At 46.0% G+C, this 13,799-nt stretch carries 8 protein-coding genes; 2 read left to right on the top strand and 6 right to left on the bottom strand.

The annotated features are described in order from the left end of the window. Nucleotide 1: 1 nt before the first annotated feature. Entirely contained in the window at nt 2-1,147 is a 1,146-nt protein-coding gene (glcE, locus tag C2756_RS09360) for a glycolate oxidase subunit GlcE (RefSeq protein WP_215318877.1), read from the bottom strand. Continuing rightward, on the bottom strand, nt 1,147-2,652 hold the full coding sequence (locus C2756_RS09355; RefSeq protein ID WP_251372171.1) for an FAD-linked oxidase C-terminal domain-containing protein: 1,506 nt from the start codon (nt 2,650-2,652) through the stop codon (nt 1,147-1,149). The genes glcE and C2756_RS09355 overlap by 1 nt, the downstream gene beginning before the upstream one ends. Before the next feature lie 27 nt (nt 2,653-2,679). On the opposite strand from C2756_RS09355, the gene C2756_RS09350 reads away from it, so the two are divergent. Continuing rightward, nucleotides 2,680-3,249: a cob(I)yrinic acid a,c-diamide adenosyltransferase gene (locus C2756_RS09350; protein ID WP_215318875.1), complete on the top strand. Its 570-nt coding sequence runs from the start codon at nt 2,680-2,682 to the stop codon at nt 3,247-3,249. 38 nt (nt 3,250-3,287) lie between these two features. On the opposite strand, the gene C2756_RS09345 is transcribed toward C2756_RS09350, so the two are convergent. The 4 genes from C2756_RS09345 to C2756_RS09330 are packed head-to-tail and all read right to left on the bottom strand — an operon-like array spanning nt 3,288 to nt 10,915. Beyond that, entirely contained in the window at nt 3,288-4,412 is a 1,125-nt protein-coding gene (locus C2756_RS09345) for a 3-deoxy-7-phosphoheptulonate synthase (RefSeq protein ID WP_215318873.1), read from the bottom strand. A gap of 30 nt (nt 4,413-4,442) precedes the next feature. Continuing rightward, nucleotides 4,443-5,933, bottom strand: coding sequence for a metalloprotease TldD (gene tldD, locus C2756_RS09340; RefSeq protein WP_251372043.1), 1,491 nt, complete (start codon nt 5,931-5,933; stop codon nt 4,443-4,445). Nucleotides 5,934-5,953: 20 nt separating this feature from the next. Further along, complete coding sequence (locus C2756_RS09335; protein ID WP_215318871.1) at nt 5,954-6,778, bottom strand: carbon-nitrogen hydrolase family protein; 825 nt, start codon at nt 6,776-6,778, stop codon at nt 5,954-5,956. A 6-nt stretch (nt 6,779-6,784) separates the two neighbouring features. After that, entirely contained in the window at nt 6,785-10,915 is a 4,131-nt protein-coding gene (locus C2756_RS09330; RefSeq protein WP_215318869.1) for a YhdP family protein, read from the bottom strand. Nucleotides 10,916-10,993: 78 nt separating this feature from the next. On the opposite strand from C2756_RS09330, the gene glnE reads away from it, so the two are divergent. Beyond that, the gene (gene glnE, locus C2756_RS09325) at nt 10,994-13,798 is read left to right on the top strand and encodes a bifunctional [glutamate--ammonia ligase]-adenylyl-L-tyrosine phosphorylase/[glutamate--ammonia-ligase] adenylyltransferase (protein WP_215318860.1); all 2,805 of its coding nucleotides are present in this window, start codon (nt 10,994-10,996) and stop codon (nt 13,796-13,798) included. The last annotated feature ends 1 nt before the right edge of the window (nt 13,799 follow it).

Raw genomic sequence — 13,799 nt, 5'->3', positions numbered from 1 at the left:
CTTATGGAAGACGGTTAGTGGCAAATACACCAGCTGGATCAAATGCAGATCTCAGGCGTGCTTGTACTGCTTCAAGAGCTTTAGAGTACGCTTGCTCGCTCAGCAAGGTGAAGCGCTCAAAAGAGGGATTAACCTTGCTACCCTGCCTGAAGCGCGTTGCATGACCACCATGACTATTAGCCAATTGCTTAATAGCGGTAAATGTAGCTTCATCACCAGCAGCTTTCATCCAGCGTTGCTGCCCATGCCACTCCAGCACGAAATCATCGCTGGAGTTGGGTAGTGCAAGTGGGCCACAGGCTGCTGGAAGCGCTAAGCGATAGAGAGTTTGGTCTGCGCCAAGATTGGTAAATGCTGCAAGTTTTTGCTCACGCAAATCTTTCCAAAAAAGCTCAGCTGTTTCAGGATCTATTTCCTTGGCAAGCACTAGAGAACTCATTAAAGGAATGGCAGCTTTCACTGCTGCTGCAGCGCCTGCTAGGCGAATCGTCAGTTCGCCATCACCATCTTTACTATTACCAATCCAGCAGCTAGCTGAGAGAGGAAAAGGTTGTCCTGCCCACTCATTTAAAACTTTCAACGCTTTCTCTTGAGGGATTTGGCAACGTAGTGTTGCTGTTGCAGCAGGTTTTGGCAATACCTTAACTGACGCTTCTAGTAATAAAGAAAATGTACCCATAGATCCAGGTAGCAAACGAGAAATGTCATACCCGGCAACATTCTTCATCACTTTGCCGCCGAAGGAAAGATCTTGCCCCTTGCCATCTAGAATACGGGCGCCTAAAACAAAGTCGCGGAAATTACCGGCGCTGATGCGACCAGGACCAGCGAGCCCTGCAGCAATCGCACCGCCAAAAGTAGCATGCTCACCAAAGTGAGGTGGCTCAAAGGCGAGTACCTGATTTTTTTCCTCGAGAGCTGCTTCAATTTCTTGCAGAGGGGTACCAGCGCAAGCGGTAATCACCAACTCTTCAGGCTGATATTCCAAAATACCGGAATAGCTGCGCGTATTTAATTTTGTAAATTGATTTGGGTTTCCGTACCAAGCTTTCGAACCGCCGCCCTCAATGGAGAGTTGCGCTTTATTTTTTGCTGCGTTCAGGACTTGTTCGCGGAATGCTTCAATCTGGCTGTTGGAGCTGATCATTAAAAGCGCTCCAGTTCCGGATGCGGTAGTTTGCCTCCACTAATGCGCATGCGGCCATATTCAGCGCAGCGACTCAGTGTTGGGATGCCCTTATCAGGATTCAGAAGTTTTTCAGGATCAAATGCTGCTTTGACACCCCAGAAAGATTCGCGCTCACCTTCGCCAAACTGCACGCACATTGAATTAATTTTTTCAATGCCCACACCATGTTCGCCTGTAATTGTGCCACCGAGCTCAACACAAGCTTCTAATATTTCGGTGCCGAATTCTTCTGCGCGATGCCACTCTTCTTCATCTGCACCATTAAACAAAATGAGAGGGTGCATATTGCCGTCACCCGCATGAAATACGTTTAAGCAGCCAAGACCGTATTTGGCTTCCATGCCTTGGATACGCTTGAGCAAGGTTGCGATATGACGACGTGGAATCGTGCCATCCATACAGTAGTAGTCAGCAGCAATGCGACCAGCAGCGGGAAAGGCGTTCTTGCGACCACTCCAAAACTTCAAGCGTTCAGTCTCATCTTTGGAGATCCTAATACCACTAGCACCAGATTGCTCAAGCACTTTAGTCATGCGTTCAATTTCTTCGGCGACTTCTTCAGGCGTGCCATCAGATTCGCAAAGCAAAATGGCTGCAGCCTCTAGGTCATAGCCTGCATGCACAAATTCTTCTACTGCACGAGTGGTGGCTTTGTCCATCATCTCAAGCCCGGCAGGAATAATGCCGGCAGCGATGATTGCCGCAACAGCATTGCCACCTTTTTCAATATCGTCAAAGCTAGCCATGATCACGCGGGCTAGTTTTGGTTTAGCAACTAACTTCACAGTGACTTCCGTGACAACCGCTAGCATGCCTTCACTGCCCAGAACAATCGCGAGTAAATCTAAGCCAGGAGAATCTGGAGCCAAGCTACCGAACTCTACGATCTCGCCATTCATGAGTACGCCACGAACACGCAAGACGTTATGAAGAGTCAAGCCATATTTAAGGCAGTGCACTCCCCCAGAGTTCTCATTGACATTGCCTCCAATTGAACAAGCAATTTGAGATGATGGATCTGGAGCGTAATACAAACCTAAATGACTTACCGCTTCTGAGATTGCCAAATTACGAACGCCCGGCTGAACCACTGCAGTTCGAGTAAATGGATCGATGCTGATGATCTTTTTGAGCTTCGCTAGCGAAAGTACAAGACCTTGAGAAAGCGGCATGGCTCCGCCAGACAGACCGGTACCAGATCCTCGAGGTACTACTGGGATTTGCATCTCAGAGCAAATCTTCAGAATTTGGGCTACTTGCACTTCCGTTTCTGGAAGGGCAACAGCTAAGGGCATACGCCGATAGGCTGCTAAACCATCACATTCATAGGGAATGGTGTCTTCAGGCTCCCAAAGGAGGGCATGTTCTGGGAGGATTGGGCGTAGAGCCGAAACCAGTTTGGACTGAAGGGCGCTAATCGCAGCAAGATCGGGGGGCGGGGTCACCATATTCATGACAACCATTTTAGCCATTTACCTATAATTAAGCTCATGGGAAATCGACTATCAAAAATCGCCACTAGAACGGGCGATGCTGGCATGACTGGCCTTGGAGACGGCAGTCGCGTTGAAAAGGATCATTTACGCATTTGCGCTATGGGTGATGTCGATGAGCTCAACTCCGAAATCGGTGTTTTGATGACCGAAGAGATCCCAGAAAGCATTGCTAATGAGTTAAAACACCTCTTTTTACAAATACAGCATGATTTGTTTGATTTAGGCGGCGAACTCTGCATTCCGAACTACAAGTTACTCAATCCGGAGCACGTAGCTCAATTGGATATCTGGCTAGAGAAATACAACCAGCAATTACCTCCGCTAACAGAATTTATTCTGCCGGGTGGTACTCGAGCTGCTGCACAAGCTCATGTATGCCGCACGGTATGCAGAAGAGCAGAGCGCTCGATTGTACGTTTAGGTTGGGAAGAGCCTTTGTATGACGCGCCACGACAGTACGTCAATCGTTTATCAGATCTTTTGTTTGTCATCGCACGCATTCTCAATAGAGCTGCGGGCGGTACCGATGTATTGTGGAAGCACGAAAAAAAAGAGACTAAGTAAATTAGTCTCTTTCACTTGCTCTAATTATTTTTAAAGCATTACTTTTTCTTACTTCTGCGTTTTTTTACGGCCGCAGCAAGACGCTCTAGTACTTGAACTGAATCATCCCAATTAATACAGGCATCCGTAATACTCTTGCCGTATTCCAGCTTGCTAGGATCATCTTTTCCTGGGGTAAATTTCTGAGCACCATCGTTGAGATGACTTTCAATCATCACACCAAAAACTTGATGAGAACCAGCTTCAATTTGCTTGGCAACGTCATCTGCCACTAGGATTTGACGCTCATGCTGTTTACTGGAATTGGCATGAGACAGATCAACCATCAAACTACCGCGAAGCTTGCCAGCTGCTAGCTCAGAGCAGGCTGCCTGAACATATTTTTCTTCATAATTAGGCTCTTTACCGCCGCGCAAAATAACGTGGCAATCTTTATTGCCCTTGGTTTCCACAACAGAGACTTGACCGTTCTTGTGGACTGACAAGAAGTGGTGTGGACGACCTGCCGCTTGAATCGCATCCGTTGCAATTTTGATGTTGCCATCGGTGCCATTTTTAAATCCAATGGGTGCAGACAAACCGGAAGCGAGCTCACGATGTACTTGGCTCTCGGTTGTGCGCGCACCAATAGCGCCCCAAGAAATGAGGTCAGCAATGTATTGCGGAGAAATCACATCCAAGAATTCGCTGCCAGCAGGCATGCCAAGACGATTGATTTCCATGAGTACTTGGCGAGCAAGGCGCAGACCTTCTTCAATACGATAGGACTCATCGAGGTAAGGATCATTAATTAAACCCTTCCAGCCAACAGTAGTGCGAGGTTTTTCAAAATAGACTCGCATCACGATTTCTAATTCACCAGCAAAGCGTTCACGCTCGGCTAAGAGTCGTTGGCAATATTCCAATGCTGCTCTTGGATCATGAATCGAGCAAGGCCCAATGATGACGAGTAAGCGATCATCTTTACCATGAATAATGTCGCGAATCTTTTTCCGAGTTTTACTGATTAATGCTTCAGTCGGCGTTCCGGAGATCGGAAAAAAACGAATCAGATGTTCTGGAGGTGGCAGAACGGAGATGTTATCAATGCGTTGATCGTCAGTATCCGACGTTTTATCAACGGCGGAGTACCAATTAGCGGGATTAGTATTTTGTTGGCTCATCTGGCTATTTTAAGCCGTAATTTGCCAATATCAGGCAGTGCCACCAACAGTCAGGCTGTCGATTCTTAAAGTGGGCTGTCCAACCCCAACTGGCACACTTTGACCTTCTTTGCCACAAACCCCAACGCCGCCATCTAATTTGAGGTCATTACCGATCATGGAGACCTGTTTTAAGGACTCTGGTCCGCTACCGATGATAGTGGCGCCTTTCACGGGATATTGAATTTTTCCATTCTCTACCCAGTAGGCTTCTGAAGCTGAAAATACAAATTTACCGCTGGTGATATCTACTTGGCCACCGCCAAAATTGACTGCATATAGGCCTCGCTTAATGCTGGCCACAATTTCTTGGGGATCATCTTTGCCGGCCAACATATAGGTATTCGTCATGCGCGGCATGGGTAAGGAAGCAAAACTTTCGCGGCGCCCATTACCTGTTAAAGGCATATTCATGAGTCGTGCATTAAGGCTATCCTGAATGTAAGCCTTCAAAATACCGTCTTCAATCAATGTAGTGCACTGCGTCGGAGTACCTTCATCATCAATATTGAGAGAACCTCTACGCCCAGATAATGTTCCATCATCCACTACAGTGACACCCTTGGCTGCAACGCGTTGACCAATGCGTCCTGCAAATGCAGAGGAGCCCTTGCGATTAAAGTCACCCTCAAGACCGTGACCTACTGCTTCATGTAAGAGTACGCCTGGCCAGCCTGGACCCATAACGACTGTCATTGGACCAGCTGGTGCAGGGCGCGATTCTAAATTGACTAGCGCCCCATCGACCGCCTCATCAACATAACGATTGATCAACTCAGTATTAAAGTAGAGGTAGTCATGGCGAGCGCCACCACCCGAAGAGCCAGATTCACGTCGGCCATTTTGTTCCGCAATGACATGAACAGAGACACGCACTAGCGGGCGAATATCGGCTGCAAGTAATCCATCCGCTCTTGCAACTAAGACGACATCAAATTCACCAGCAAGGCTAGCCATGACTTGAATGATGCGAGGGTCGCGAGCTTTGGCGCGACGCTCAATGCTTTCGAGCAAAGCAATTTTTTCTTTAGGTTGTAATGAATCAAGGGGATTTAGATCCGAATACAGCTTATTTGATAGGGGGTTGAATAACTTACTTGCCACCGCTTGTTTGCCACCCTCTGGGCCAATCACACGGGTCGCTTTTGCAGCTTTGCTTAAAGCCTCTAAATTGATTTCATCAGAATAGGCAAAAGCAGTTTTATCACCATAGATAGCGCGTACCCCAACACCTTGGTCAATGTTGAAGCTGCCAGATTTCACAATTCCTTCTTCAAGGCTCCAGCTTTCACTGCGAGTATGTTGAAAATAGAGGTCAGCATCGTCTAGCCGATGAGAAAACATATTGCCAAAGGTGCGATGAAGGTCTTGCTCTGATAAACCGGTTGGCTCAAGCAAGATGGATTTCGCTACTTTGATGAGATCTGCCTGCTTTTTGGTTTTTGTCCAATTGGCTGGAAATAGTGCTTCTGGTGCATTCATGTGATTCGGCAGGTCTTTCTTTAAAGCTTGCGGTGCGCAAGAGCTGGTAACTGAGAGCGTACCTCGTTTAATTTTTCTTTGCTTAAAACCCCTGAGATAAAGCCTTCTCCTTCGGGCAGATCGGCTAATACGGTGCCCCAAGGGTCAATCAGCATGCTGTGACCCCATGTGCGTCGTTGATTGAGGTGAATACCGCCTTGTGCCGAAGCTAAAACATAGCATTGATTTTCAATGGCGCGAGCGCGCAAGAGAATCTCCCAGTGATCTTTGCCGGTAGTGTAAGTAAAGGCTGCAGGAATGATATGGCAATCGACAGCACTCATTGCTCGATATAGTTCGGGAAATCGCAAGTCATAACAAATACTCAGCCCAAAAGACCAATCTTGCTGATTGTGAGTGATGTTGAGAATCCCTGGCGCAATACCAGCTTCAATCGTTTCGGATTCTTGATAGCGCTCGGTTTTAGTTTGAAAACCAAATAAATGAATTTTGTCGTAGCGTCCGATATGTTGGCCTGCTGTATCAAACGCGAGCATCGTATTGAGCACCTTACTGGGATCTTTAGACTCCAGTGGGATTGTGCCTGCAACAAGATAAATTTGATTGTCTTTGGCAAAGCTAGCAAGCTGCTCTTGAATAGGGCCGCTGCCAAAAGGCTCTCGAACACGTACTTTGTCAGTGTCTTTCAGGCCCATCATGCAAAAGTATTCCGGAAGTACGATGAGTTGTGCGCCATCTTGGGTAGCTGCGCTAATGAGCCTGCCCGCAGTATTGAGATTTTCTTGAAGATCTGGAGAGGAGACCATCTGAATAGATGCGATCTTCAGTGTCGTTGAGGTGCTCATAAGAATCTAATTGGAGGACTTAGAAGGATTGCCCAAATTATTTTGGGGTGGGGAGTTTGGGTTTGCATTAGAGTTCGGTTTACTCTGCTCTTTCAACAATTCTTTGCTGCGAATGGAATTGAGTGTTTTGGTGTCAATGGGTTGACCCTTTTGATCTAAGGGGATGACTTCAGGGTCATCCCAAGATCCTTGGACTAAGTAATCTGATTGCAGGCTACGGTTGATCTGGCTCGTGAGGAGATATTGCCCAACGAGAGCGCCTAAGCCAACAATGGGGTTGATTGCAAAAGCAGCCAGTGAGCCAGCTGTGGCATCAATCGTTGGGAAGATTGTGATCCGCAGATCTTGTGTTTGTTTTGGAATATTAATTTGACCGCTCATCGCCACACGAGCTTGGTCTAAATTCATATTGAATTGCTGAGTTTGTGCAACACCATTGCTGATGTCGAAGTTACTGTTAATCGAGTTAAAGGGTGTGCCCTTGGTCACAATGTTGCCAAGACTACCTTGCAGGTCGAGCGTAGCAAAGCGGAATAAACTTTGCAGACTAAGTACGTCCAATATTTTGGCGCCGCTAGTATTTACCTCTAACAATCGACCCTTTTCAAGATTAATGTCTACCTTGCCAGAAAGTGTTTCGAATTTCGGGCTGAAGGGTGAACCATCCCATTCCATATTGGCAGTAACTTTTCCTTGTCCACCTTCAATCGATTTTTGAGGGGTCCAATGCGCAATAATTTGGCCAGCATCTTTTACGTTCATATCGATACTGAGAACGCTGTGATTCATGGTATTTTTCGTGCCGCCATTCCATTGACCGTTGATAGTGCTTGAGCCCTGGGGATTGTTGGACTGGATGGAATCAACTTTTAGAGTGTTGTCACTTGTTTTGGTTTTGATTTTGACTTGACCAAGCTGGGCTTTCATCCAAGATAAGTCATCGATACTGATATCTAAGCTGGGAATGGATTCAGGACTCAGTGCCTTTTTGACAGGAGCATTTGCTTTTGCAGGGGGCTGTGGAATTGACTCGGCGATTTTGAGCTTTGCAAAACGCCCACTAACAAGGCCGCTAGTATGAGTCTTGTCGGATTCATAGTACTGAATTTGTCCAATAGCCTGTTGTGATCCAAGACGTATATCCCAAACATTCTTCTTATTGTTTGCAAGGACATTCATATCCTGCCAGAGACGTTCAAATAAGGTCAGTTTTTTAACTTGCGCTGTGACTTGAAAGCTTGAACTCATTTCTGCTTCTTGACTACGTGCCCCCTTCTTATTCCCCAAGAAATCTTGCCAGGCATCAAGATTGAGTTCATTGCTAACGAGATTTAAGTTAAACCCTTGTTGAGGTAGATTCGGCGCTGCGCCAATTCCCAGGCTGTAACGCAATTCGTCATCACGACCCAGTGCTCCTTGAATGGAATAGAGATCGCCAATCTTTCCAGACCAGCTTAGTCGATTAGGATTTGTTTTGTCATTGGAGAAAGTTTTAACGTTGATATCACCAGCCATGGAAGTGCCCGCTAATTTCCTAGTTGGCGCTGGTAAATTCATGGACCAGTTCCGAAGATCAAAGTGGATATTAGAGTCACTACCTTGTTTATTAAAGCTGAGAGCGCCGTCATATTTAATTGAGCCATTCATGGCATTCAGTATTGAGCTAAGCTCTGAACGAGCAGATTTTGCAAAATATTCTTTTATAAAATTTGCTTGAATGTCGCCAGCAATTTTGAAGTTTTGCTTATTGCTATTTTGATCGGCGCTGCTAATTTTGATGGATCCACCCAAGAAATTAGCTGACACATCTTCAAATTCAGGATTGATTTCGGTGATACGAATACTGCCCTTGAGGTTTTCAAAAGGTGGAATACCAGCCCATTCCGCTTTATTGCCTGGTAGTGTTAATTTGAGATCAACATTAGTATCGGCAGAATTAGAGAGTGGAACCTTGAGGCCAAGATCTATATCTACTGGACTACTGACGCGGAGATTTTGTTCCATTTTGGCTTGTCTTTTGCCTACAGGAGAAGCATAAAAATACTCTAGCATCTGTTGCGCTTCACCGGTTGCTTTACCAGTGACTGAGAGTGTTAGTTGTTTTGCACTGACATTGGGAATTTCTGCATGAAATGCATTCAAGGCAATTTGTTTGTAATTGGCTTTTGCAATGTCCACAGTTAGGTTTGAGTTTGTCATCGCGACACTACCATTCACATTCGTGAAGGTAGACCAAGTTCCTTGATTGTTTGGTAATAGCGGAACTGGGCTAAACGCTGCGCCTGCAATCGGAAGCGTCAAGCTGAACTCACCCTTTTGCTTATCAGGAAAGGGCACTTGATTAGGATCCCCCTTGATATGCACTTGCCCATTTTGAATGACACCTGCATCAAATGCTTTGCTGAGATATACCCTAGCGTCCTTACCCATGCCAAGCGGTAAATAGCGATAGGCAGTTTTTGCATTGGCTTTGACAAGCTCCATGTTCATGGTCATGAAGTCAGCCTCTTTGGGATTGCCGAGGATATAGTTCAGGCTCAGATTAGTTGTGAGTTCTGAATTGCTCAAAGTAAGCTTTTTGGTATTAACAACCCAATGCCCTTTTTGCTTTGACCAATTGATTTGTCCGCTGGCGCGCTCCAAATGAATTTTGGGGTCTTCCAGAAAGTCATAAATCTCTAGACCAAGATCACTTGAATCTAAGGAAAAACTCCCTTCTTTTTGGTTGCCAGTAACAAAGCCGGATAAATTGGAAACAGAAGGTATCGATTTATTGATACCAGTAAAACTGAGGTTGATGAGTTTGGCGCTCACGGTGAAGTCTAATTTATTAGATTTAAACCAGCCACCAGGAATATTGAGAGCGGATAAAGGGGATTTGCTTTCTGACCAACGAATATTTAGGTCTTCCAAATCTCCTTCAGCCTGAGAAGTCTTAATCCATTGATGAACTTTTTTAGAGAGCGGTAAATTGAGTGCAAATAATGCGACATCTTCGACTGAAATCTTTGGCGATGAAAATTCAAATTCTTTAATTTCCCCATCCGCACCAGGAGGCCGCCAGCGAAACGTCATCGGACTCAGGTTTTCCAAGGGCGCAGATTTTGGGCTATCCATATCGCGCCAAGTGAATGTTTTGGTCGAGATGGCGATTAAGCCATCATTGGTTTCTTGTAGAAGATTGGCTTCGAGTCTTCCTAGTGCAATAGCATCTTCGCTTTTTGAAGATTGCACCACTAGGTCATCAACCGCGACAAAAAATTCCCCACCATCAGGTTGGGCGTTATCAATCTTGAGACTTCCTTTTGAGCTCAGCACTCCTTCTAAGGTGTGGAGGCCGAGTTTGAACTCTTGAGATATCTGCTTCAGATTTAGGTCAGCAAGATTCCAAGTGATTGTGCCGATCCAGTTACGCCAATTTCCTGCTTGCCCACCTAGATGGTGAACGAAGTCGACTTTGACTTCTGTTGGCCCCTTGGTCCACGGGGTAGTTGTGGTGATAGAGCCCTCGTGTCTACGAATACCGTTCTGAAGCGATAGGTTTAAGACTTCAATAGAGGTTTGTGATTTTTTGTTGAGCTGATCATCCCAAAAGAGTTTGACTTTGCTAACTTCAATAGCGTCTTGTGAAAATAACCAATTCTCTGCAGAGTAATCGCTGGTGCCACCATCAATCGAAATTCCAGCAATCGTGATTGCACCCTTGGAGTTTCTTTGTGCATAAATTTCGGCGCTTTCAAAATGAATTTCATGAAAATAGGGCGCTAAGTGATAAAAAGATTTCCAGCTCAGTTCACCATAAATCTTTTCGATCATCAATAATGATTTTGAATGATCGGGGCTGCTGAAGCGCAGGCCATCCATCTCAAAGGAAGGTCTGATGCCTGTCCAAGAAACTCGGAGATCATCAATCGAGACATTAACGCCGACGCGACTACTAATGAGCTTTTCAACTGATGCCTTGGATTTTTCAATTTGAGGCCAAAGCACATAGCGCACACCAAGATGGCCGAGTAGAAAAAGCGCCATCACAAAACCTAGCAGAATCAGGGCGCGCTTACGCCACTCGCCACCTAAACCTGGAGGACGTTTTGTTAATACGCTCTTGAGTCGAGGCGGAATGATGTTTTGCAGCATGGCCTCTATTATCCGTCAGGCTCTGCCAGACCGCCAAGCACCGGGAGCTTGAATTTTGGTCGGTATTAAGATGGGGGTATGGATGATATTTCTAGGCAAACTGCGTTTTTAGAGCAGCACTCCAATTACGCGCGGCGTTGGATCCATGCCAAACCCGAGTGGCTTGAGTGGCTAAAAGCCCATGGACACCAAAAAATTGATTTGCCCGGGATTCAAGGTCTACTTGAGACCTGTAAGGTCGATAGTCTGAGTAGCGAGCATGATGAGGCGCGATGGATGGCCAATTTGCGCTTGGCTCGTCAACGCCTCATGCTATGGGTGGCCTTTCGTGATCTGAATAGCATGGCTGATTTAGATGAGGTCACGCATAGCCTCAGCCATTTTGCCCAACTAGCGATTGCTGATTCCATTGCATTTCTGCGCAGAGATTTACAAGATCGCTTTGGACTGCCCTGGAGTCTTTCAACCAATAGTGAAATGCCCTTGATGGTGGTGGGTATGGGTAAGTTGGGTGGGTATGAGCTCAACCTGTCATCGGATATTGATCTGATCTTTTTGTATGAGCATGAGGGCGAGACGCAAGGTGGTCCCAAAAGCTTATCCCATCACGAGTGGTTCACCCGTTTGGGGAGAAGCCTCATAAGGGTCATATCAGAGGTGGACGCGAATGGTTTTGTATTTCGTGTCGATATGCGCTTACGACCTAATGGGGACTCTGGTTCTTTGGTATGTAGTCTCGATATGTTGGAAGAATATTTACTAGTACAGGGCAGGGAGTGGGAGCGTTACGCCTGGATTAAAGGTAGGCTTATTGCGCCCTTGCCTGACTCACATGATTTTGCCCATTGTGAAAAAGCCCTCGAGCAACTGATTCGACCCTTCGTGTATCGCCGGCATTTGGACTATGGCGTGATTGCCTCCATTCGAGATCTACATGCACAAATACAGCAAGAGGCAGAGAAGCGATCTACTGGACATCAAGGTCGATCACACGACATTAAATTAGGTCGCGGCGGTATTCGGGAAATTGAGTTTTTGGCGCAAATGTTTCAACTGATGCGGGGTGGTACTGATCCTCGTTTTAGAGCGCGTCCCACATTACAAGTGCTGACGCTTATCAAGCAGCGCGGCATATTGCCAGCACAAGAGATTGATGAGTTACAAGATGCCTATATTTTTCTGAGACGCCTTGAGCATCGCATTCAGGTTTGGGATGATCAGCAAACCCATTATTTATCAGATGATGCGCTTGTACGTGCTCGTTTGGCTGACGCTATGGGCTTCTCAGACGAGTCAAGTTTTTTGACGGAGTTAGAGCGTCATCAAAATAATGTAGCACGTCTATTTGAAAAAGCATTTGTATTGGATGACGAAAATCGTCTGGATCTCGCACCCTTAAGTCATGACTGGGAGTTGGATGCAGCCTGTTTTCCTAAGTCCTTGCTCCATTGGCAATCATGGATTGCAAGCCCCAAGGTAAAGCAGCTACCAGATAAAAGTCGCTTGATTTTTGATAACTTAATTCGTAGTGCTGCAGAAATTTTGATGGCTGAAGATAGTAAGTTAGCGACTGCGGATCAAACTTTATTGCGCTTCTTCGATTTACTCGAAGCCATTGTGAGACGTAGCGCTTATTTATCTATCCTGGCCGAATATCCAAAGGCGCTGTTGAATATCTTGGCTTTGCTCCAAGCATCTCAGTGGGGCGCGCAGTACCTCACCCAGCATCCACACTTATTAGATTATTTGCTGAACTCTCGTACTGAAAGGTCGCTGATTGAGCATCCAGAAGACTATTGGCATGAAGTAAAGATGAATTTAAATATTCGTTTAGACGATGTCATGGCTGATGGCGATGGTTCAGAGCAGGCAATGGATATTTTGCGCGTGACCCATCACACTGAAACCTTCATTACCCTACTAGCAGATTTGGGAGTAGGGGTGGACCACGCTCTTCCTGTAGAAAAGGTTAGCGATCATTTATCTGCTTTAGCGGATTTGATTTTGCAAGCTACCCTTGAACGCATTTGGCCTACCGTAGCGAAAAAGTATGGCTTACCCGCTGATAAAGCCCCCGCTTTTGCTGTGATTGCATATGGTAAGTTGGGCGGTAAAGAATTGGGCTATGCCTCTGATCTAGATTTGGTCTTCTTATATCAGTCGAGTGAAAACGATTATGCCGCCCAAGAAATTTACGCGCTTTTAGCTAAACGTATGATTAATTGGTTGACGACCTTTACTGCGACCGGAAGCTTATTTGAAATTGATACTCGCCTTCGTCCCAATGGGTCAGCTGGTTTTTTGGTGACCAATACGGAAGCATTTAAAAAATATCAGATGCGTGAAGGTGACAACGCTGCCTGGGTATGGGAGCATCAGGCTTTAACTCGTGCTCGCTTTGCTGCTGGTAATGCTTCAGTTGGTATTGAGTTTGATGCAGTTCGTTCAGAAGTCTTGAGTCAGAAGCGCAATGTAGATCATTTGCGTGCTGAGATTTTGGCTATGCGTCGCAAGGTGCATGAGGGGCATCCCAATGGAACTGGGAATTTTGATTTAAAGCACGATGCTGGCGGCATGGTAGATATTGAGTTTATGGTGCAGTTCTTAGTCTTAGCCTATGCAAATCAATATCCCCAGCTGATAGGCAATCTTGGCAATATTGCTTTACTGCGAATTGCTGGTGAAGTGGGCCTAATCGAGGGCGTTAGTGCTGAACAGGTTGGTGACGCTTATCGTTTATTAAGAGCGCGTCAACACCGTTTACGTTTAGACGGTGCAGAAAAAACTCGTATTCTGTTGGATAGCGAGCCTGAACTCTTGAATGCCAGGGTTTGTGTCTTACAACTGTGGCAAGAAATTTTTAAAGCGCCTTCCAGCGTTTAAA

The organism is Polynucleobacter sp. UB-Siik-W21, from assembly GCF_018687415.1.
GTDB lineage: Bacteria > Pseudomonadota > Gammaproteobacteria > Burkholderiales > Burkholderiaceae > Polynucleobacter.
This window is presented reverse-complemented; position numbering and strand designations above follow the sequence as displayed.